12 protein-coding genes are annotated in these 23,832 nt (G+C 54.8%); 2 read left to right on the top strand and 10 right to left on the bottom strand.

Going from position 1 to position 23,832, the window contains the following annotated elements:
* Window positions 1–23: 23 nt before the first annotated feature.
* From BMW93_RS22105 to BMW93_RS22070, 8 genes are all read right to left on the bottom strand, one after another.
* On the bottom strand, window positions 24–2,540 hold the full coding sequence (locus BMW93_RS22105; protein ID WP_090381406.1) for a hypothetical protein: 2,517 nt from the start codon (window positions 2,538–2,540) through the stop codon (window positions 24–26).
* 18 nt (window positions 2,541–2,558) lie between these two features.
* On the bottom strand, window positions 2,559–4,070 hold the full coding sequence (locus tag BMW93_RS22100) for a hypothetical protein (protein WP_143061703.1): 1,512 nt from the start codon (window positions 4,068–4,070) through the stop codon (window positions 2,559–2,561).
* 99 nt (window positions 4,071–4,169) lie between these two features.
* Window positions 4,170–5,792: a RagB/SusD family nutrient uptake outer membrane protein gene (locus BMW93_RS22095; RefSeq protein WP_090381401.1), complete on the bottom strand. Its 1,623-nt coding sequence runs from the start codon at window positions 5,790–5,792 to the stop codon at window positions 4,170–4,172.
* A gap of 20 nt (window positions 5,793–5,812) precedes the next feature.
* A complete protein-coding gene (locus BMW93_RS22090; protein WP_090381399.1) occupies window positions 5,813–8,638 on the bottom strand; it encodes a TonB-dependent receptor in 2,826 nt (941 codons plus the stop codon).
* A 24-nt stretch (window positions 8,639–8,662) separates the two neighbouring features.
* Entirely contained in the window at window positions 8,663–10,318 is a 1,656-nt protein-coding gene (locus tag BMW93_RS22085) for a RagB/SusD family nutrient uptake outer membrane protein (RefSeq protein ID WP_090381397.1), read from the bottom strand.
* A 12-nt stretch (window positions 10,319–10,330) separates the two neighbouring features.
* On the bottom strand, window positions 10,331–13,468 hold the full coding sequence (locus BMW93_RS22080; protein ID WP_090381394.1) for a TonB-dependent receptor: 3,138 nt from the start codon (window positions 13,466–13,468) through the stop codon (window positions 10,331–10,333).
* Window positions 13,469–13,519: 51 nt separating this feature from the next.
* The gene (locus tag BMW93_RS22075) at window positions 13,520–15,016 is read right to left on the bottom strand and encodes an L-fucose/L-arabinose isomerase family protein (protein ID WP_090381392.1); all 1,497 of its coding nucleotides are present in this window, start codon (window positions 15,014–15,016) and stop codon (window positions 13,520–13,522) included.
* A 100-nt stretch (window positions 15,017–15,116) separates the two neighbouring features.
* Window positions 15,117–16,409 carry an MFS transporter gene (locus BMW93_RS22070; protein ID WP_090381390.1) on the bottom strand — a complete coding sequence of 431 codons (1,293 nt, stop codon included), beginning with the start codon at window positions 16,407–16,409 and terminating at the stop codon, window positions 15,117–15,119.
* 169 nt (window positions 16,410–16,578) lie between these two features.
* On the opposite strand from BMW93_RS22070, the gene BMW93_RS22065 reads away from it, so the two are divergent.
* Window positions 16,579–18,849: a GH92 family glycosyl hydrolase gene (locus BMW93_RS22065; RefSeq protein ID WP_090381387.1), complete on the top strand. Its 2,271-nt coding sequence runs from the start codon at window positions 16,579–16,581 to the stop codon at window positions 18,847–18,849.
* 53 nt (window positions 18,850–18,902) lie between these two features.
* Window positions 18,903–21,005, top strand: a complete 2,103-nt coding sequence (locus tag BMW93_RS22060) for an HRDC domain-containing protein (RefSeq protein WP_090381386.1) — start codon at window positions 18,903–18,905, stop codon at window positions 21,003–21,005.
* A 65-nt stretch (window positions 21,006–21,070) separates the two neighbouring features.
* Here the strand turns inward: BMW93_RS22060 and BMW93_RS22055 are convergent, their stop codons facing one another.
* Complete coding sequence (locus BMW93_RS22055; RefSeq protein WP_177194168.1) at window positions 21,071–21,871, bottom strand: DUF1735 domain-containing protein; 801 nt, start codon at window positions 21,869–21,871, stop codon at window positions 21,071–21,073.
* A gap of 112 nt (window positions 21,872–21,983) precedes the next feature.
* Window positions 21,984–23,822, bottom strand: coding sequence for a RagB/SusD family nutrient uptake outer membrane protein (locus BMW93_RS22050; protein ID WP_090381381.1), 1,839 nt, complete (start codon window positions 23,820–23,822; stop codon window positions 21,984–21,986).
* Window positions 23,823–23,832: the final 10 nt, after the last annotated feature.

Raw genomic sequence — 23,832 nt, 5'->3', positions numbered from 1 at the left:
GTATTTATTTCAAACAAAAAACATTACCAAGCTACTGTCAGCGTGCCGGTCACGTGCTCGGCCACGAAATGTCCGCCCAGCTTCGGATCGCCTTCGCTGACTTTGATCCGGCCCGTTTTCCAGGGATAGGACGCATTGATATAAGCCTCGAATTTTTCCAAACTAATGTCCTCCGGCGCATAGATCCGCACGGTTGCGTCCTGCAAGCCACCCACCTGGAATCGCTTGTCGATGTCCTTCACCCCCGAATGCAGCTCCTTGTAGGAGACGATACCCTCGTTTTGGGTCACAAAAATGCGGCATTCGCGGTTCCAGGAAGTGGGCAGGTTGTACACCGAATGGCCGGCATCCAGCTTCGTTTCCAGCCCCAGCAGCAAAGGCGCGCCCTGCGGGAACTTGAAGCGGTCGGTAATGGTGCTGTTGGGATGGTAGCCCGAGAAAATGAATGCGTTGTTGCTCCGCGCGATGGTCAGCACGGGGTTTTTCACGGCGGGGTTTTCCTTTTCGATCACACAATGCATATCGAATGCAGCCAATGCATAGCGCATCAGCAGCGGACCGGTGAAAAATTTGGAAGGGTCATCGGGGTTCAGCAGCTTGCCGCCATTGAACTTGCTGGAATTGGTGCCACGGATGTACACTACTTTGCCGCCGTTCCAGTCGTCGCCCGAGCGCACCCAGCACACGTCCCGCGCCTGGCCGGCCGGCGTCATCCGTGCGATGAGGCGGGAACCCGGGTCATTCGGGTTCGCCAGGTTCGTGGCAATGCCGCCGCCCGAAAACAATGCTTCATGCCGCACCACATCCGGGTAAGCCGTCGCCAGCCGGTCGCCTTCGTACTCGCCCGAAACTTTGAATTCCCCTTCCAGCGCAACTCCGTTTTTCAGGTTCAGCAATTCTAGAAAGGCCTTTCCGCCATGTCCGGCGGGGCCGTATACCATTAATTTACCTCCATTTTTAACAAAACCAATGAGCGCTTTTTCCAATGGAGAATCCGCATCCGGCACGACGCTCACGAGGATGGATTCTTTGAAAAAGCCCGGCTTGCTTTTCACCACACTTTGAAATGCATTGGTGGAAACGACCGTGTTGAGCGGCAAACCATTATTAATCGCCTGCCGGATGAGCCAGTCGCCGTAATAGATTTCAGGCAGGCGGTCCTTGTATGCGAATGCCCAGCGGTGGTATTCCTCGAACGGGTACACCCACACCAGCGGCCCCGGCGCGGTAGGAGCGTCGTAGCGGGCTTTGAGGATGTGCGGGGTTACCTCGTCGGGTACCTGTGTGGGCATGTCGCCATGGGTGTCGTCGATGCTCAGGAAGCTCAGGTGCGAAGGGATTTTTACCTCGCCCTTCGCATTAATGCGGCTGACGGACAACGGAAGGTAAATATCGTGCGCGTCGCGGCCGTAGCGGTCGAGCCAGGGGCTGTTGAGCCACCACGGGTCGTGGGTGTAGAAACGGAAGAGGAACCTCTCGTCGGGCAACTCGGCCATTCTTGACATATAACCCACCATTTCGAGCCCGAAATCGCCGTCCAATGCGGCCCAGGGGGAATTGGGAGGGGGAAGCATGTTTTTGTCGCGGTAAATGGCTTCCAGGTTCACGCCGTCGCGGGCGAGGTCGGTGCCGGTGGAGAGGTTCGTCCCGCGGGTCTGGATCTGCACATCGGGATTTTCGGCCCGGAAGTATTTCCAGAAACCGGCTATCTTATCCTTCGTATCCGCCAGTTTGGCCTGGTCGAAACCCTTGCCGTCGAAGATCGCGCCGGTGGACGACCAGCCTTCCACGCCGTAACCAAATCCGTTGCTCAGCCACAGGAAATCAAACCCCATATCTTTTAAGAAATGCCTGCTCTGCCTACCCAGGAACGTCCCGAACGGCGTATTGGCCGGAATGCCTTTGGGAAAACCCGCATAAGCTTCGCTGTCGGCATTCAGTACCGAATAGCAGCTCACCATGGTATTATGCCCCATCGCGCTCCCGCCGAGGATCTCCCGGTGTTTTTTGTATTTAAAATCCGATTTCGCGAATTCGGGACCGGGATCGAATGTCTCGCCGACCAGCACGGGTTTTCCGGTGGCTTTGCGGCCTTCTTCCTTCAACGTCTGCACGATAAATTTCAGGTCGCCGTAGGTAAATGCAGGCGGGTTGTCGAGGTAGAGATATGCCCGCTCGTGAATGGACAGCTCCTTCGGCCCGGAGTTGACGGCGTGTTCGGTGTTGGGGTTACCCATGTACTTCGCCCATTCCAGCGGCTGGTTAGGCGTGCCTTTGTAATCGAGGATTTCCGAACCGTCGCTCGTCCAGAGCATCACCGACACCGTGTCCGCATGCCGCAGCATCGACGACCATTGCACGAACATTTCCCTGGCCACCTCGTGGATATAGGCCTTATCGTTCTTTTTAAAAGGTTTCAGCGAAACTTCCAGCGTAATGTTGTTGAAATTCTTCCCTTTCAAAGTACCCAGCTTGTTTTGGGCGGAAAGCGAAATGCTTGCAAGCAGGCTCAGGCAGGATAATGCGAGTTTTATTTTCATGATAAAATATAAGGTAGGCTACTGTTTGAGAGTCGTGTAAATGGCTACGCCCCTCGGTGGCAGCTCGTCCGATATGTTGTTTTTTACATTGTTAAATAATTTATCAAAGGGTAAAATATCAGACGCGCCCGCTGCGGGGAGATGCGCGGGATCGTACAGGCACCTGCCCATACGGGCGCGCACGGGTTTCGAAAAGCCCACCGTAAACTTCCGCGCGGCATGCGACGCATTGACGACCATTACGGAAGTGCCCTTACCCCAAGGACTCGTCGCCACCACATAAAGGCTATCCGCCGATTGTGTTTTGAATGCAGGCGTAGCATCCCGTCCGCCCAGGTACCGGCTCATCATGCCGAATGCGTACCAGGCAGCGTAGGGCTTGCCCGCGTCGGGAAGGTCGTCCTGTGGCGACCGCACGAGGCCCCAGCGGTGAATGCCGTTGTAAAAACTGTCCTTGTTCGTGACCTTGGAGGCAGGGTATTTCTGGTCAAAAAGAATCCATAGCAGCGAACTTTGCGCGCCGGCGTGGGTGAATGCAGCCACGCATTGCGCGAGATAATTGCCGTAATCCGGACGGAAACGCACTTCTTCCGTAGGCTTGCTCGCGCCATACTCGTCGATCCAGAAAGGTTTGCCGGTGTGCGCGATTTTGACCTTTCCGGCCAACGCAATCTGCTTCCAGCCCTCGTATTCCAGCGGCGGGTTGGTACCCGACTGCCTGCCATTGTAGCTGTGCCAGCTGTAAATGTCGATGACGTCGTTCATTTTCCCCGCGCTCCAACCTACAAATGCCGCCGTATCGGTACTCCCGCTGTTGGGCCCCACCAGTTGCACCGCCTTCCGCAATCCCGACTGTTCCAACCGCCGGTGAATGGCCGTGCCAACTACATTATAATATTCCGGCGAACTCATGCCCTCCGCCTGGTTGCCCGAGCGGTAGTTGAGCGGCTCCGTGAACAGTACGAGGTATTTAATATTGGTATACCCTTTTACCTTAATGAGCTGGTGCAGCGATGCATTGACCCATTCCGCAAACCGCGCGGGGTCCTTTTCCGGGTCGGGCTTGGCCTGGTCGGCGGGGATGCGGGTGTTGTGGTAGGTGTCGCGGGTGAACCACCAGCCGGCTTGCAGGGCCACATCCACGTGCAGGGCCTTCATTTGATCGAGCCAGGCGTAGAATGCCTGCATACGCGGGGTTTGCCAGTTGAAATCGTTGTACAAATTATCGCCGCAGGCCCAGTCGGGGCGGTACCATGTGCGGGCTATTTTCAGGTCCATCGCTTTCACCCGGGCAAATTCCGCTTTGCGGTCGGCGTCGGTCATCGGTTTTACGCCGGGGTCTTCCATGAACGAAAAGCCGTGGTATACCGCGTTCACACCCAGGAAATCGCGCGTCAGAATGGAGTCGTTGTATACTTCCAGCCTGGCTTCGGGTAATGCGGAGATATGCGGCGCGGTGAAGCTGCTGTAAGCCACCGCGCCGGCCATGCCCGCTACCCAAAGTATAATGCCCTTTAATGGTTTGCGCATACATGCATTGTTTTACAAAATTTCAGATCCATTGCTGTACAGGGCAGGTTCATTTACGGCTATGATCGGTTCATTGCTGACCAAAAGCACGTTCCTTGCCTAATATCCCGGGTTTTGTACCAGTTTCGTCGTGTTGTTAATCTCGCCTTGCGGGATCGGGTAGCGGTACATCCGGTCGCTGAACACCCGCTGGGCTACTATGAAGCGCTCGTAGACCGCATTGGTGCCATTGGTGGATATCCGCATCCCCGATACCGGCGCGGCGAAGTCTTTTTCCCCCGTTTTCCATCTCCTTACATCAAAAAACCGGTGTTCCTCGAAAGCCAGCTCCACGCGCCGCTCATGACGGATGCGGGTGCGCATCTGGTCTTTGGACAGCCCTTGCGGGAGCGCGGGCATGGCTGCGCGCTGGCGTACCTGGTTCACCGCGTCGTACACGCTGGCGTCGGGTCCGGCGGCCTCATTCTGGGCTTCGGCGTAGTTGAGCAGGATTTCGGCGTACCTGAAAATCACCCAGGGGCGGCGCACGGTCGCATTGGTGGTCTGGTTCCAGCTCGCCGCTTCGCTGAGGAATTTACGCATGTAGTAGCCGGTCTTGGTCGCATTCACGCTCACACCCAGGCCGTCCTTGCCGCCCGCCATCGTGTTCACCTCCATGCCTTTGAAGGAGGAGCCATTGTAAATCACCGACCATCCCAGGCGCGGGTCGCGGTCCTTGTAGGGACTAGCCGCATCGTAGCCCGATTGTGGGTCGGTAATGGCCAGGCCGTTTTTCATTTCGTAGGCATCCACCAGTTCTTGCGTGGGGTTGGTGAGGCCCAATGCGCCATTGTAGCTGATGGGCGCATTGTTGGTTTCAATGTCATTACGAAGGTTGGCGGCGGTGGCGAAGATCACCTCGGCATTGTAGGCGGCCGTCGAGAAATTGAAAATGTCGGTATAGTTTGGCAGCAGGCTATGCGCTTTCGTGTCGATCAGTTCTTTCGACGCGGCGGCGGCTTTTTGCCAAAGGGTAATGTCGCCGCCCGCATTGTTGAGCGGGCTGGCGGCATAGAGCAATGCCCTCGATTTCAATGCCATAACGGCTGCTTTGGTAGCGCGTCCTTTATCGCCGGCACCATATTGCACGGGCGAGAGTGGCAGCTTCACGGCGGCTGAGTCGCAATCTTTCAGGATCTGGGCCAGGGTTTCTTCCGGCGTGTTGCGGGGCAGGTCGAGGTTGTCGTTCTGGTCAAAAACATGGTCGGCGATGATAATGCCGCCGTAACGTTTCCAGAGCTCGAAGTGGAAGAATGCGCGGAGGAAAAACGCCTCGGCGCGGAGCCTGGGAATGTCGGTAAGCGGGATGATGTTGGCGCGGTGGGCGTTTTCGAGAAATAAATTCACCTGCCGCAGCCCATTGTAGTTGGTGGCGTAACTATCGTCCAGCGTCCGCAGCGAGCTCCACGTGCCGTTGTTGAAAATATTGATGTCCGAATTAAGGTTCGAGTTCACGGCTTCGTCGGAGCCGGCGGCCAGCATGGCGCCGCTGTACCGGTTGTAGCCTTCTTGCAGGAAAGTGTAGCCGCGGTTGAGCTGGCCGCGGGCGGAGGCATTGAGGTTCCAGAACTGCTCTTCGGTCACCGGGCCGTCGTAGTAAGGAAATTCCAGGAACCGCGATTCCTTGCATGCGCTCACGAGCACGGCGAGGATCAATGGGATAATGGCTTTGTACCTTTTCATGGTTATCGAAAAATGAATGGTCAGAATTTGAGGTTGATGCCCGCCGTGATCGTGCGCAGGTATGGGTAGGCGTTATAGCCCGCGAAAGGCATTTCAGGGTCGATATCCATGTGGGTTTTATTTAAATTAAACAGGTTAAACCCATTGGCATACACCCTCAGACTCCTGATTCGAAGCTTGTCCGTAATGCTTTGCGGGATGGTGTACCCCAGCTCCACCGACTTGACGCGCAGGTAATCGCCCGACCGTAGCCAGAAATCCGAATCCGCCGTGTTATTGCCCCTGTCGGAAATGCCGAGCCTCGGGTAGGGCGCGGCGGGGTTGTCCTGCGTCCATGCCTGCGGACTGAACTGGTTGATATACCCCGTACTGTTCGATCCCGCCGTCACGAGCGAACGGACCTGGATCGTACGCCCGGTTACGCCCTGGCCCACTACCGAGAAGTCGAACGCCCGGTAGCGCACGCCGATGTGAAAGCCGTAATACGCATTGGGCGTGTCGTTGAAATCGGTCATCACGCGGTCGTAATTGTCGATGACATTGTCGCCGTTCACATCCTTGTATTTGATGTCGCCGGGTTGGAGCTTGCCCGCGAAGCGCTGCACCGGGCTCTGATCGATCTCCGCCTGCGACTGGAAAATGCCGTCCGAAACCAGCATCAGCTTGCCATAATCCGTCACGCCCGCAATGTTATGGCCCGCCTGTTTCTGGTAGTCGAGCAGTCCCGCCGATTCGTTAATGCGCAGGATTTTGTTTTTGGCCAAAGTATAATTGCCTCCCAATGACAGGGTTACCTGTCCGAATGTTTTGGTAAAATCAATGGAGCCTTCAAAGCCTCTCAAACGTGTTTCGCCGTCGTTGATGCGGTAGGTCGTCAGCCCGAGGATGGACGGGTTAATGGGTGCTGTCAGAATGTTCTTTCTCAGCTCATTAAAATAATTGGCATACAAAGTGACTGTATTTTTAAACAGCCTCGCATCCAGACCGATATCTGTCTTGTAAGCCGATTCCCAGGTAATGTCGGGGTTAGGTAATGTATTTTCCGAAGCCCCCGCCTGGGCAGCAAAGCTCGTCCCGAATGCATAGCTGCCGTTCGCCGGACTGAACAGGTAAGCATACGGAAACTTGCCTGCCTCGCCCGTCGCATTGTTGCCCGCCTTGCCATAGGAAGCACGTAATTTCAGGTAATTAACAGGTTTTACATTTCTTAAAAACGACTCCTCCGAGATCACCCAGCCCGCAGCCACTGCGGGGAAGAAACCAAACTGCTTACCGGGCATATAGTTGTCCGCGCCGGTGTAGCTCGCCACCACGTCGGCATAATAACGGTTGTTGAAACCATACGAAACACGGCCCGAGAAGCCCTGGCGCTTGTCTTGCAGACGGGTGGGGTTGAAAGTCACGGCCTGCTGATAGCGCACCGTCGCTTTCAGTTGGTGCGCGCCGAATGCGCGGTCGTAGTCGAAGCCGGTCCAGAGTTCGTTGGTGCGGATGTTGTCGGCGAAGGTCGCGGCGAGGTAGCCCAGCGGCGTAGACGTGCCGAAGCGGGTTAATGCGCCATTCGCACCTCTTTCGTACACCTCGTACTCCTGGCTGCGGCCGCTCAGGTACCTGCCCGAAATGTCGAACGTGTAAAAGACGTTTGCACTCAGTCCCGGCAGCCAGAAGTCCAGCTTATGGGTAGCATTCAATGTGCCTAGCAGCACCCGGGTCACCTCGCTGCGGTTCCCCTGAGCCCGTAGCTGCGCGAGCGGGTTGGCGCGGAAGAGGTTGCTGCCGCCGTAGGAGCCATTTTCGTTAATTAAAGGAAAAGCATTGGCCGGAGTGTTGAAAATGGTGCTGAGGAATGTCGCGCTGGTCCCGCCGGGTTCGCGCCGGTCCTCGATGCGCCCGCCCATGTCCAGTTGCACGCTCAGCAACGGCGTTACCTGGATGTCGAGGTTGGTACGGAGGTTGTAACGGCGGTAGCCCACATTGGAATTGAACATCGGCGCGTCGGCATGGTTGTACAGGCCGCGCTGGTCGAAAAAGCTGAGGTTGGTGAAATACCGCACCGCTTTGGAGCCGCCTGAAGCCGTGAGCACATGCCGCTGCACGAATGCGCTGGATTTCAGGAACTCGTTCACGAAGTTGTTATTGGGATATCTGTACGCATCGGTACCGCTGCGGTAGCCGTCGAGCTGTTCCTGGGTGTAGAGCGGGCCGAAGCCGTCGTTTTTCAGGGCCTGGTTGTACAGGTTCGCGAAGTTGTAGGAATCCAGCGGTTTCATGAGCCTGGTTGGTTGCTGGGTGCCCATTTGCATGTCGTAGGTAAACCGCGTTTTGTCCGCACTGCCTCGGCGGGTGGTGATAAGCAGTACGCCGTTGGCGGCGCGGTTGCCGTACCAGGCCAGCGAGGCCGCGTCCTTCAATGCGGTAATGGATTCGATCTCGCTCAGGTCCATGTCCGAAAAGTCGCGTGCGACCCCGTCCACGAGCACGAGGGGCACGTTGGCGCCTGCGAAGGAGGTGCGGTTGCGGATCACGATGGTCGTTTCGTCGCGACCAGGCTGGGTGCCGGTTTGCCACACATTCAGTCCGGGTAATTGCCCCGCGAAGAGGTTGGTGAGCGAGCTGGCGGGGATCTGCGGCAATGCACCGGCTTTCAGCGTCGATACCGACCCGTTGATCTCCCGGCTTTTACGCACCCCGAAAGGAATGTACACATCGTCGTCTGTGCCCGGTACGGGCACATGAACCGTATCTTCCACCGCGCCCGAAACCGCCACGGCATCCTGGGCCATTACCCGGCCCGAAAGCACCGCGAGCGTCAGTATCAGCCCGCGGATCGTATTGATTATTTTCATAGTTATCGTAAGGTTGAGGTGGATTTACCAGCCGGGGTTCTGCACCAGCTTTTGGCTCTTTTGTATTTCGCTGCGCGGGATGGGGTAGAGGTGCATATGGTCTTCATATACGCGCTGGAACGAGGCCGCCAGCTCCACTTTGGTGTAGGTGAATGTGCCGTCGGCATTTTTCACCACATTCATCCCGTACATCTTCTGCGCCACCAGTTCCTTTCCTTTTTTCCACCGCATGATGTCGTACCAGCGGTTATCCTCGAAAGCCAGCTCCACGGCCCGCTCGTTGTAGATCCGGGCACGCATCTGGTCTTTGCTCAAACCCGTCGGCAGATCGGGCATTCCTGCGCGCTTCCGAAGCTGGTTAATGGCGCTGTACACGCTTGCATCCGGGCCGGAGGCTTCGTTTTTTGCCTCGGCATAGTTGAGCAGAATCTCGCCGTAGCGGAAGAAAATGAAGTTAACGAAGGCCGTTTGCGTGCCGGGCGTCTTATACACTTCGGGCCACATTTTGCGGGAATAGTACCGGGTGGCGGTGTACGACGAGCTGCTCGAACTGTAATCCGCGCCGCCGTCCCACATCTGCATTTTCCGCTCCTGCCAGGGCGCGTCGTTGTAGAGAATGTTGGCGTAAAAACGCGGGTCGCGGTTGGTATACGGGTTCTTCGGGTCATAGCCGGATGCCGGATCGGTAATAGGCAGCCCGTTCTTCATTTCGTACAGATCCACATGGTTTTGCGTAGGATTGTAGGTCCCGATGCGCCCGCCCGAGCCCGGCGATACTACCGACAGGATGGCCCAGTCCCAGGTCCGTGGTCTTTTGATCTTGATGAGAATGTACTCGTCCGTAGTACCGTTCCCGGCAGGTGAAAGCAGTTCCTCGTAGCGTGGATGCAGCTTGTACTTGTTCATATCCATCACTTCTTTGGCCGCATCGGCAGCCGCCTGCCATTTGGCCGGGTCGTTGGAAGTATTGTGCAAAGGGCTGGCCGCGTAAAGCAGCAGCCGGCTTTTGAGCGCCCGCGCGGCACCGATCGTCGGGCGGCCGTAGTTGGCTTCGTCATGCTCGGCGGGCAGGAGGGAAACGGCCTGGGCAATGTCGGACTGGATGAACTTCACGCATCCGTCGTAGCTGTTGCGGGGCAGGTCGATATCTTCGGTGGCGGCATAAGCCTTGTCGATGAGCACCACTCCGCCGAAGCGTTTGATGAGTTCAAAATACATGAATGCGCGCAGGTAGTACATTTCGCCCTTAATGCGCTGCGGGTTCTGGTCGGCGGTCCATTTCACCTCTTCCATTTTCGAAAGCATTTTATTGACAATGCGGATGCCGGCATAAAGACGGTCGTATTGACCTCCGATGTCGTTGATCGCCAGGGAGGTGAACGCGGTATGGTCGTGATAGAGGCCCTTGGAAAGGGTGTAAAGCATGGGGTTGGTTACGTCAATGCCTACGGCTTCGTCGGATGCCTGCGCCACGCCGTTGCCTTCGTTGAAACGCAGGTAATCGTCCGGCAAAAAGCTGTATGCATTGTCGGCGTACTGGGCGGCCATTACCGGGTCGGCAAAGACTTTCGCCTCGTCCAGCGCCACGTCGGGGGCCACGTTCAGGAACTTGTCGTCACAGCCCGACAACACGGTCAGCGCAGCGATAAACAGGGAAAGGAGATGTTTTTTCATCATCATAAAAAAGATGGTTCAGAACTCGATGTTGAGGCCCAGGTTATAAAGCCGGGAAGTCGGGTAAACATTATAAGCCCCCTGAGGCGCGCGGCGCTGGAAGTTTTCAGGATCGCGGTAGAGTACTTTTGTCCAGGTATAAAGGTTTTGGCCCGAAAGCGACACGCGTATGCCTTTTACGCCCACCTTTTTCACCACCGCGGAAGGCAACTGGTAGGCGAGCTGCGCATTGCGGATTTTGAGATAGCGTGCATTCGTAAGCAGGAAATCGTTGGTGGCGTAGCTCATGAAGTTGCCGCCAACGGCCGGTTGCAATGCGGGCCAGGTAGCTGTTTGGGCCGTGGCGGGCGTCCAGCGGCCGAGCATGTTTTCGTACATCTGGTTGCTGCTCAGGTTACGCTGGTCAAATTGAATATCCGAGCTGACGTGCGCTACGCCCTGCAACATCACCGAGAAGGAGAGGCCCTTGAAGCTGAATGTCGGTTCGATGCTGTACGAGTACTCGGGCACATTCGAGTAGCCGATGGGCGTAATGTCGTCGGTCGAGATCACGCCGTCGCCGTTGATATCTTTGAATTTAAGGTCGCCAGGAATGGGTTTGCCGAGCAGGTTGGGCAGGTAGCTGTTGATATCGTCCTGCGACTGGTAGAAGCCGTCGGTCACATAGCCCCGGTACTGGCCGATCTGGTAGCCTGCGGATTTCTGGTAAGCCGGCTTTCCGGCCGGTTCATCCAGGTTAATGACCTTGTTTCTGGCAAAACTGGCCTGGGCCGTAATGCCGTAACCAATGTCGCCGATCCGACGCAAATGCCGCAGCTCGATCTCGTAACCGTGGTTCTGCACCTCGCCGTAGTTCAGGCTCGGGTAAGCTTCGCCATAAGTCGTGAGGCCCGATTGCCGGTTGAGCAGGATGTTTTTCCGGGTTTCGTTAAAAATATCGAAGTTCAGGGAGAACATATCGTTGAAAAAACTACTCTCGAAACCGATGTTGCGCTTGGTGGACGTTTCCCAGGTAATGTTCGGGTTGCCGATGCGCGAATGCGTGATCACCGGGTAGGTGTTAATGGCAGTCGGCAGACCGAATTGGGCTGCGGTATTGGGCTTTACAGCTAACCCCAGGTTGGCGCCTCCGCCATACACGGTGGAATTGCGGGTATATTCGTCGAGGTACAAAAAGCGGTTTCCGCCGATCCTGTCAAAACCGATCTTACCTGCACTACCCCTGATTTTCAGGTAACTGAGCCAGGAAACATTTTTCATGAAATCCTCCTTACTCACCGTCCATCCTGCCGATACCGCCGGGAAAAAGCCGTAGCGTTTGCCCGAAGCGAAGTTTTCGGACCCATTATAAGCCCCGTTGAACTCCGCGAAATATTTATCCATAAAACTGTACGTGACCCGCGCCACAAGTCCTTGCGACGCATACGCGGGCTGCGCACCGATCACACGCCGCGCCTGCCGCTGGAACAATGCAAGGCCCGTCACGGTGTGGTTGCCGAATGTGTTATTGTAGTTCAGGCTCGATTGCAGGTTGTAGGCAATGGTACCGTCGTAAGTAGCCACCACCGCGCCCAGCGGCGTATCCGAGTCGCTGAAAGAGCTGTTGCCTTTCACGATCTCGCCGGTTTGTTTGTTGATGTTATATGAGGTAAAAGTGCCCTGCTGACGGCGTGTGGCGATGAAATAGGCGTCATAAGCATATTGCGTGCGGAACGAAAGGCCTTTCAGCAGCTTGTGCAGGTCGTAATTCAGTGCGAGCGTACTTTCGATGGAATTGTTCTGCTGGATGTAGTAGCCGCGGCGCGAGATCCAGCCGAGCGGGTTGGTGAGGTTCACGCCCGCATTGGGGTTTTCCATGAAGCGGCCGTCGGGCAGAAACGGCTGGTAGGCATAGGCCGGGATACCGTTCACGCGCGAGAGCAGGTATTCAATTTCCGCATTGGCATAAAACGGGTCGCCGGCAGGGGCATAGCGCTCTTCGAGGCGGCCGCCGAGCTTTACCGACACGGTCAGGTCCTTGCTCAGAGTCAGGTCCAGGTTCGAGCGGAAGTTATAGCGGCTGTATTTGGGGGAGGTGGAATAGCCGTAGGGATTGTCGAATTTTTTGAGAAACCCATCCTCGAAAAGATAGCCCGCCGAAACGAAATACCGCGCCACATTGGTCCCGCCCGAAACGTTGAGGTTATGCTGTGTTTGGGGATAATATTTGCGGGTAATGTAATCGAACCAGTTGAAATCCGGGTATTTGTAAGGATCTGAATGGTCCTGGAATTTCTGCAATTCCGCGTCGGTGAATGCGGGGGCCTTGCCTACGTTCGCATTGGCTTCGTTGAGCAGGCTTGCAGCATTGAATGCATTCAGGGTTTTGGGTAAACTGGTGTAGGTCTGCAAGGCCACATTGCCCGAGTAGGTGACGCGCGGCTTGCCTTCCTTACCTACCTTGGTCGTCACCAGGATCACCCCGTTACCGCCCTTGATCCCGAAAAGTGCCGTCGCCGAAGCGTCTTTCAGCACCGATACGGTTTCGATCTCGTTGGGATCAATGTCGCCGAAACTCTGACGCTCGGCCCCGTCCACGATGATGAGCGGGGAGCTGTCGCCGGTGGTGGCGCGGCCGCGGATGAATATATCGGCCTGGTTATCACCCGGTTTTCCGCTGCGCTGCACCACGAATACCCCCGGCATCCGGCCGGTGAGGCTGTTGGTAGCATTGGCGGTGGGCGCTTTCAGGATCTCGTCCGACTTCACGGAAGCCACCGAGCCCGTCAGCGTCGATTTCTTTTGGGTACCATAGCCCACCACCACCACGTCTTGCAACTGCTGCATATCCGCTTTCAGCGTCACGTCGATCACCGAGCGGTTGCCCGGTTTTATCTCCTCGGCGGTATAGCCGATAAAGCTGATCACCAGGTCGCTTGTGGCGGCGATGGTGATCCGGTACATGCCATTGCCGTCCGTGCTGGTACCGTTGGTCGTGCCTTTTTCAGCGATGGTCGCGCCGATAAGCGGCGCATTGTCGGTACCGGACAAGACCTGGCCCGTGATCGTGACCCGGCCGCCGGACTGCGCGAGCAGGTGCCGGCAGGGCAAAAGGAGCAAACACAGCACAGCCCACCGCGCACAAGGCGGCAGCTTTTTGCATAAAAAGTGTTTCATAATGGTTCGGATTTACTTTGTTTTAAGCGGTATAGGAAAACGGAAACGGTCCTACTGGTCGATCACCACGGCTTCGAGGCCGAGGTAACCGGCAATTTTGGCGATGGTGGCCGCATGATGCCCCACACCCAGCGCGAAATGGTGGGTAGGGCCTTCTTTCATCCATTTTTTTAAAAATGTGCGTACGTCGGGCTTGAAAAACCCGCGCGTATTGGTGTTGCCGGTGGGCGGAATGGGGCCTTCCACCGACTGCCCCTCAGCGATGATGAACTTGAACTTGCCGTCGAAAGTAGAGTTGATACTCAGCATCGTAATGGGCCCTTCCTTGATCTTGAATTCGACGCCCGCGCCGAAACCCGGCTTGCCGTGGTACTTGGTAAGGCTCCGCAAAACGGGCTTTCCATTGGCAATGGCGACATTATGCGGCCCGTCGTGGCCCACCAGCACGAAGCCTTCCTTAAAATCCACCGGGTGAAATTCCGCGAAGCTACCGCCTATGCCTAAACGTTCCATAATGAGCATGGCAAAACAGGTTTTCAGATCCGACTCCCCGCACATCGGGAAACCTGCGCCGGTGAGCAGCGAGTTGCCGACGATGAGGTTGGACATCACGAGCCGCGTTTCGCTGTTTTCGGGACCTTCGTAGTAGTAGGCCAGGCCGTCGAGCTGTTTGGCTTCCACGAACTTTTCCAATGCGACCGTCACGCGGGCGGCAGTTTCGAGGTCGGTATCGCGTAGTTTTTCGGAAATGGGGTCCGAAACCGGGTCGGGCGTGTCGAAAAAATCGAGAATGCGCTCCTTCATGTTTTCAATGTCGGTCCGCCCGGTTTGCTGGTATTGCGTCACGATCTCGTGCGCCTCGCATTGCACAATGTGCGCGCCGAAATGGGCGGTAAACATCGTCGAATCCGAATGCATATCCAGCATGGCCTCGATGGGATGACCGATGTGACCGATGCGGGAAGTGCGTAAATCGTGCAGGACGGCGGCAATGCGGCAGTATTCTTCCAGCTCGGCATCTGCCTGTGGGTCGTCGTACAGCGTGCCGATGATCATCTCGGGTACGCGCTTGCCCATACGTGCGGCCACGCCCGCGAACTCGGGCAGGGAGCAAATGTCGTCGTTGTACAGCTGCATGTAGGTCGATGCACGACTGTAATCCATCGCCTGGTCGGGCTGCAAGGCCACGAGCACGATGGGCACATTCAGGTTGCGGATGATGGTACCGAACGTGTTGGACGTCGCGTAGGTAAGCATATCGCAGAAAATCAGGTCGAGGTTGGCCGCATTCAGCTTCGGAACGAGGTCGTAAGCCTTTTGCACCGTATCGATCAGCCCGAAATCAACGAGCTCCGCGTGGCCAGCGCGTTCGATCTTTTCGATGAAAACGGCTTGTTTGCGCAGCATATCGTCAAGCAGGCCGTCGAACTGGCTCCAATATTTGAAATACCCGACCCCAAACACGCCGATGCGCGGTTTGGTAGGCTGGCGTTTCCGGATAATGGCTTCTGCTACGGCGTGATTTTCGTTCGGTAATGGATTTCCCATGAGTGAGTGAAATATTGTTTTTTAAAGTTTAATTCTTAACGCACTAAGTTATTCGGGCAACAGTTTTCCCCTTTCGGGTTTTACTTAAAAATAAAAAATACTAATCCGTGATTTCCACAGTTGCAACAATGGCCGCAGGCTGGTCGAAAAGCGGCCGGAGCCTGGGAATCAGCAAAATAAATGCGATGAATGCCACAGGATACAGCAACCCCGAAGCGATCCAAAGCGGCTTATACGAATAATCCTGCACGATTTTCCCGATCATCGGGTTCAAAATAAGGCTGGATAATGCGCCTGCCGTGCCTGATAAGCCCACCACCGTAGACGTCGCCCCCGGCCCGAAAACATCCGAAATGGCCGTGATGTAATTGGTGATCCAGCACCCGTGCGCAAACATATACAGCGCCATGCAAGCAACGGCAATGCCGACGGACGAGGTAAATTCCGTAAGCGGTACCGCCAATGTCAATGCGGCCGCACAGCCCATTACAATCTTCCGCGCCCGCCCGGTACCGATCTCTTTTTTAACCAGTTGGTCAGAGAAAAAACCGCCCAGGATATTGGAAACGCCCAGGGACAGAAAGGGTATCCAGAACAGCTGCCCGATCCGTTCAAACGGCACATGGCGCACGTCGCTCAGGTATTTGGGAATCCAGAACATCATGAAATACATCACCGGATCGAGCAGGAAGCGCATCAGTACGAATACCCAGGTTTCGCGTTGTTTTAAAATGGCTGAGAAAGGTATTTTCAGGGTATTTTGCGCTTGAAATGCATTTCGTGAAAGGCCATCTTCCTCCGTGAACGCTTCTGAACTGGCCTTTGTAGCCGACCGTTTCCAAGGCAAAAGCAACCACACAATCACCCAAATGCCGCCTATAATACCCGGCACGACAAATCCCGACCGCCAGCCGTAACTGTTTGAAAACCAGATCGTCAAAGGCGGAGCAATCACTGCACCGATTGCGGAGCCGCCGATGGCGATGCCGTTCGCGAAGGCCCTTTCTTTTTGGTCAAACCATTCATGCACCGTTTTAGCCGCGCCCGGGAAGCACGCGCCTTCGCCCATACCGAGGAAAAACCGGAAGGTGAGAAGCTGCGGTAGGCTCGTCATCAACCCGTGCAATGCATTCGCTACCGACCACAGCCCCACCGCGATACCCAGTCCTTTCCGCGCCCCGATGCGGTCGATAAGCCATCCGCCGACGGTGAACATCAGTGCGTAACTCAGCAGAAAACTGGTATTCACCCACCCATACTCCACATCGCTGAACCCGAATTCCTGCTGAATGCGGATGACGGCTATCGACAGCACCTGCCGGTCGAGAAAGCTCAGACCGGTCGCGACGAAGACGAGGAAAACAACCCACCAGCGGACGTAGTTTTTCTTCATGATAACTTAACGCACTAACTTAATTTCTGTCAAAAATAAAATAGGAAAGTACAAAAAACAATACGCGGCAAAAAAAATGTGGGAATCTTTTCAGGATAGTGCTAAAATCGGCGATTTGGAGTATTTTTAAAAAATAATTTAAAATGTAGGCGATTTCTTTAAATACTTTATGAATATATCGAAAATAGTAAAAAATAGCCTTGTGGCAGGTTTTATGACCCTTTCGGCCAGCCGCGTGGATGCGCAAACCCAATCCTTAACCAGCTATGTCAACCCGTTCATCGGCTCCGAGGAGCACGGGCATGTTTTCGTAGGTGCCAATGTACCTTTCGGGGCTGTGCAGCTGGGGCCTACTCAGATCGGGCGGAGCTGGGACGAATTCCACGGCTGGGACTGGTGCTCGGGCTACAATTATATCAGCCGGGAAATCCTTGGTTTCACCCATACGCATTTGAGCGGGACGGGCATCGGCGATCTGAACGACCTGATGATCGTACCTGCGAACGGGCCGTTGCAACTGCGCCCGATGCAGTTTGAAAAGCCCGAAACAGGCTATGGCTCGCTGTTTTCCAAGCAATCAGAGCAATGCCGCCCGGGTTTTTACCAGGTGCATCTGGACAAATACGATGTGGATGCGAAACTAACGGCGACCGAGCGCGTGGGCATTCATCAATATCATTATAAAAAGACCGATAATGCGCATATCCTCGTGGACCTGGGCTTTGCGATGAACTGGGACAGTCCCGTGAAAACGTTTATCCAACAGGTGAACGACTCCACTTTCACAGGTTACCGTTTTTCTACCGGCTGGTCGAAAGATCAGCGCCTGTATTTCGCGATCCGCACCTCGCAACCTATTCTGAAAGCTGAGTTTTACAGTGACAGCACGCTTCAGAATGGCAAAAAAGTGGAAAGCAAACACGCCAAGGCCGCATTGTTTTTCGACGCTGTTCGCAACCCCGATATGATCCTGAAAGTGGCATTGTCGCCCGTGAGCGAGGAAAATGCATTGGCAAATATGGCCACCGAGGCACCGTCCGGCAATTTTGAAGCCTACCGCACCAAAGCCGATCAGGTTTGGGAAAAGTCGCTGGGCTCTATCCGGGTGGAAGGTCGGAATAACACGGATAAGCAGCTGTTTTACACCGCGCTTTACCACATGTTCCTTGGCCCGACGCTCTTCAACGACGCCAACAACGACTACCGCGGCACCGACAAGCAGGTTTACAAAAACGCGCCTTTTAAAAACCTCACTACCATGTCGCTCTGGGACATTTACCGCGGCTGGGGGCCATTTATGTCGATCGTGAAGCCGAGCGTGGTGAAGGACATTGCGGGATCGATGCTGGCCATTCACCAGCAGCAGGGGCGCCTGCCTGTGTGGCCGCTCGTGGGCAGCGAAACGGATTGTATGGTGGGCAGTCCGGCCATTATCATCCTCGCGGACGCGTTCGGGAAGGGGCTCATCCCCGCCGACCAGCGCGAGCAGGTGTACGAGGCGATGAAACACACCGCGAAACGAGATTCCATGGGTTTGCAGTACCTGAACAAGCTCAGCTACATTCCGGCCGATAAAATGCACGAATCCGTAGCCTGGGCCATGGAATACGCCATCGCCGACGCCGGCATCGCGAAAGTGGCCGCGGCATTGGGCAAGAAAGCCGACGCTGCTTATTTTACGAAGAGAAGCCAGCTCTACAAGCTGTATTACGACAAGCAGACGGCCTTTTTCAATGGTCGCTTCGAAAACGGCCAGTTCCGCCGTCCGTTCGATCCGTTCTATTCGGTGCCCGTTACTTCGGATTATACTGAGGGCAATGCATGGCAATATCTGTTCCTGGTACCTCAGGATGTGCACGGGCTGATCGGCCTGCTGGGTGGTGAGAAAGCCTTTAAATTGCGTCTGGATAGCCTGTTTACCGTTTCGTCGGAACTGCGGGAAGGTACCGCGCCGGACATTTCGGGGCTGATCGGGCAGTATGCGCACGGCAACGAGCCGAGCCATCATATTACTTACCTCTACAATTACCTGGGCGAGCCGTGGAAAACGGCCGATCTGGTGCGCGAGGTGATGCGGAAATTTTATAAACCTACACCTAACGGACTCAGCGGCAACGAGGACGTGGGCCAAATGAGCGCCTGGTACGCATTCAGCGCATTAGGAATGTACTCGGTGAACCCGATGGAAGGGAAATACGTCTTCGGTTCGCCTTTGTTCGACTCGGCTATGCTTCGGCTGGAAAATGGCAAGACGTTCACCATTCGGTCGCAGGATAACAGCGAGCAGAACAAGTATATACAGAAGATCGAGTTCAATGGTAAGCCTTATCCTTATACCTACATTCGTCATACCGACCTGATGGCAGGAGGGGAGTTGGTGTTTTATATGGGGGCAACGCCGTCCAAGAGTTATGGGGTAACTGCGGCGGGCAGGCCGTAGGTAATGGAATTGGAAGACGTTGGATTCTGGTTAATTTGCGGTAAAAAACCAGCATGCAACTCGACATTCATCATCAACCTATCCTGAATTATCTTACCCGGACCGACAAGCCCATCTTTCTAACCGGAAGGGCGGGGACGGGTAAGACCACTTTTCTGCAACATATCCGCGGGAACCTGGCCAAAGAAATGGTTGTCGTCGCCCCGACGGCCGTAGCTGCCATTAATGCAGGCGGTGTTACCATACATTCCTTTTTCCAGGTTCCGCTGGGTCCGTTAATCCCCGGTGTGCGCGGCAAGCGCCAACCGCAGCCTGCGATCCGGTCGGTGAACCCGGAAAAAGAAAAAATGCTCCGGCGGATGCAACTGCTGATCATTGATGAGATCAGCATGGTGCGGGCAGATGTACTGGATTACATCGATGCCCTGCTTCGGATGGTGAGAGCATCGTCAAGGCCTTTCGGAGGGGTGCAACTGCTGATGGTCGGCGATCCGTACCAGCTGCCACCGGTCACCAACAGCGATTGGGAAATATTGGGCTCAGTTTATCAAAGCCCGTATTTCTTTGATAGTCTGGTTTGGGGATCTGCGGGCTTTCTGACCTTCGAGCTGTCGCGGGTCTACCGTCAGAGCGATCCGGTATTTATTGACATCCTCAACAGCGTCAGAGATGGCAAGGTCACGGATAGCACCCTTGCGACGCTGAATGGACGGTATATTTCCGGACCGGATTCAGATCTATCCGACTACGTTACCCTTTCCACCCATAATACCAAGGTCGAAGAGATCAACAAGCAGCGGCTTGACGCATTGGAAACCCCTGAATATCTTTTCAGCGCGACTATTTCAGCCGACTTCCCTTCGGAGGCGTATCCGGCTGAAAAAGAGCTCATCCTGAAAGAAGGGGCCCGGGTAATGTTTGTTAAAAACGACAGCTCGGGAAACAAGCAATACTACAACGGGCGGGCGGCGCGGGTCGCGCGTATCGAGAATGGGCGCGTACACGTCATTTTTTCCGATGATGGTTCCGATTTTATTGTAATGCCGGAGATCTGGCAGAATGTCAAGTATGCCTTATCCGAAGAAGAGGGAAAGATTAGTGAATCCAGCGCGGGGACATTTACCCAGTTGCCTTTGAGACTAGCCTGGGCTGTAACCATTCATAAAAGTCAGGGCCTGAGCTTCGACAAGCTGGTCGTCGACGCCGGCGCTGCATTTGCGGCGGGCCAGGTGTATGTGGCCCTGAGCCGGTGCCGTTCGCTGGATGGCCTTGTGTTGCTCAGGCCCGTCAATGCGGCCAGCGTAATGGTGGCCCCGGCGGTCAAAGCCTTTATGCAAAATGCCTCGGTTAACGCTTACGACAGTTCGGCCCTGGCGACCGTGCAGCATGGCAGCCTGCGGGAGGCGGTGATCGATTTGTTTGATTTTACAGCCCTGGCGGAATGGTGGGAGCCAGTGCATGGGTTTATCAGGGAAAATGACCTGATAAATGAGCTTGTCCGGCCGGGTACCGACGTGATCGCAAAGCTGGTCCATGCCGATTTGATCAAGGTCTCGGTCAGTTTTCACAGGCAAGAGCTGCTGGTACTTCTGGACCAACCCGACGGGTGGAGCCCGGCATCCCTGCCCGAACGCTTGATCAAGGCTATCGGCTATTTCTCTTCCAGGCTTAACGAATGCGCGGGTAAAATAGGTGATCTGCTTACCCAATGCGACCAGCGTGCCTTGAATCCGGACTTTCATTTGGCCGCAGCGCGGCTAAGGCACTACATCGGGCTGAAAGCGGCGATCTTTTTGAGGCTGCCGGAGGCTACTAACCCGGACGAACTCGTTTTGACTGCGGCAAAGGCCGTTAGTGAATACCGTGCGAATAAAGTCGAACCCAAAGTGGTAACCCATTCCAAAAAGCTGCCCGCCGTGGATGGGGCGCTCTTTGACAAACTGCTTGAATGGCGGGCGGATATTGCTCAGCAGCGAAATGTGCAGCCATACGCGATCGTGTCGGATGTGGTCTTGACACACGTCGCACAGAAAATGCCCAATACCTTAACCCAATTATCACAGATCAAAAATTTCGGTCAGGCCAAGGCATCGGATTTCGGGCCTGATATTATCCGTATTATTCTTAAAAATAATGGGACTGGTCAGCTTTTTTAGTGTGGTTGGTACAGTCTGCTGAAAAGAGCCCGGCCTCCAACCTGGCCGTGGCTTCTTTCAGGAGGTTAGTCCTGAATCTTGACGGGGATCAGCATCGTCGACCGCGCGGGATCGATACCATATTTCGAAACCGATGTGATTTCAAGCGGCAGCATGTATTCGCCATTGGCGACTTTGCCTTTGAGCAGGTAGTAGGACAATGCCTGCTCGTCGTTGAGATTGGCGACCACAAAACTGCCCTCGTCGAGCTTGTATGCGTCCGCTGGCAGGAGTTTGTGGGTTGTACCATTGGCCAGGTTGTAGGCGGCCAGGGCGGCCCCGCTTACTTCGACTTTGTATTGCAAATCTGTTTTGTTGTGATAATTGGTTTGAAGAAAAGCATAAAATCTTGATTCAGCAGGCGAATTGGCCGTGCTGACGGCCGAGGCATCCGGTGCAAGTCCTGCTGTTTTGAAATGAATGTAGGGACTGAGTATTTTGGGAACGACCAGAGAATAAAGCTGATTTTCCGCAGCGGGTTTAATCGTATTGGACGAAATTTTGAAAGGTACCGCATACAGCAGCTTGGTTTCAGCCTGCAATGCTTCGATCCCCGCGGCGTCGAATTCTATTTCAAAAGGGACGCTGTAATCGGATTTTGCGAGGGAAATCAGCGGCGCCTTAACTTTGTAGAGCCTGTCCGGCAGCAGCGTATAGGTGTCACCGTATTGGGCCAGGACAGACTCGTCGACATGAAGCGTAACCTCACCGCCCGTTTGCCCGGCCCCGCTTTTGATGACCTGAAGCTGGTAGGTAGGGTTTTCCCATTTGAATACATTTTGCACATTTTCGCCAAAATCGCTGAGCGACACCTTGTCCTCGGCCATGTTATTCATGCGGCGATCTTCACAGCCCGATACGATCAAGGTGAGCAGACATAGAAGAAGTAATGACAGGCTGTTTGTGTTGTTTATAAACGTAAGTCGGCTTTTCATAGGGCTACCATCCATAATTTTGGGTGAAGTTTTTCATTTCGTTTAACTGCTCCTGGTTGATAGGGAAGAAGTAATGTTTCTTTTCAAAGACCCTGGTGCCCGGAAACAATGTCGAGGAGCGCTTCCAGGAATCGTCATAGTTGGTGGCGGCAAGGTTCCTGGTGTAGTTGGGGCCGACAAATTCCTTCTCCGCGATAAGCCATGTACGGGCGTCGTGGTAGCGGTGCGATTCGAAGGCCATTTCAACCATGCGCTCTTTGCGGATCAACTCCCGCAGTAACGACTGGTTCCCGATCACCTCCGGATAGGCTACCTGCAAATTGTTCAATCCGCTCCGGTTTCTGACCTTGTTGATGTAAAGCAATGCATCGGCTTCATTCCGTTGCGTTTTTTCATTGCAGGCCTCGGCATAGCTGAGATAGATCTCCGCGAGCCTGAACATAGGCCAGCAGAATTGTCCCCACTGCCCATTTTCCGTATTGTTGTTGGGATCGCTCATTCTCCTGAACAGGTAGCCTGCCTTAACGCAATCTCCCGAAGCCTGGTAACCCGAAGTGCCTCCGGTATGAAATGTAACGACCTTGTCACCGGCCCCGCGATTATACCAGTTGAAGCCATTGGCAAGAATGGAAGCGTAAAAGCGCGCATCCCGGCCGACCGTGCTGTTGTGTGCCCTGACGGGTTTCCAGTTGTCCACCGGATGGATGTAGCCGGGTGTAAAGCCTTCTTCACGATATCCTGACTTCTGATCTATGACCGGATAGCCGTTCGCATCGTATCCTGTCACCGGATAGCGCCCGCTGGCCGCCATTGGATAAGTATCGACCAATTTAAGGGAAGGCGAATATCCACCATACCCTTCTTTGACCACTCTTGGCGGGTTAGCCCTCACGACCCATGCATTGGCCGCACCCAGCCAACGTCCCCAAATCACTTCCGAATTCCAGAATTTGAAAAATATCCCCTGGTAGGACTTGATCGCCTTGCGCATGGGGTCGGTTTCGGTATTGTCCGTGTACAATGCATACTGGTTCATGTCGATCAGCTCTTTCGCTGTCCTTGCGGCGGTTTCCCATTTTCCCGGATCGGCGTTTTCGGGAAAGATATGTTTCCCTTCCCTGTTGACCATTCCTTTGAGAAACTCCGCACCGTTGAAAAGCGGACGAGCGGCGTAAAGCGTAGCGCGGGTTTTGGCAGCGAGCACAGCGCCTTTTGTAGCCCGTCCCGCCCAGGCGTCCTCGGTGATCGTTGCGGGCAGGGCGCTTATGCATTTGTCAAATTCCGCCAAAATGAAAGCGAAGTTTTCGTCGACCGTGTGCCGGTCCACCGACTCCGGACGAATGGAAATATCAGAATCCTTATCTCCCCAGATATATACCGGACCATATTTTCGCAGCAGGTTGAAGTACAGAAATGCACGGATAAAACGGGCCTCGGCCTTCATTACCTCCTTTTCGGCGGGACCGATTTCTACGTTCTTATCGACATTGTTCATGAAGATCGTTGCCTGGTTGATACCGGTATAGCTATTTTTCCAGGTTACGTAAGACGACGTGGTAGGGCCCCAGGAGCCATTATTCATGTTGAGCCATGATACCCCCGACAACCAGGAGAACATGCCTTCGTCGGACCTGGGAACGACGGACGCCTCACCGCCAACCATGTCGGAATCGTCGGGCAAAAAGCTGTAAACCTGAGCGAGATAAGCTTCGGTTGTCGCCCTTTTATTGAAGGTTTCTTCGAGTGTAAGGGCATTCTGCAACTCTACGGACAGATAGTCGCTGCAAGACGTGAAGGCGATCACACTCAATACCAGGGCAGTTATGATGGAAAAGTTTCTCATGTTGGTCAGT

This window comes from Dyadobacter sp. SG02, assembly GCF_900109045.1.
Classification (GTDB): Bacteria; Bacteroidota; Bacteroidia; order Cytophagales; family Spirosomataceae; genus Dyadobacter.
Note: the sequence above shows the minus strand (reverse complement) of the source record. Positions and strands in the feature narration are given on the sequence as shown.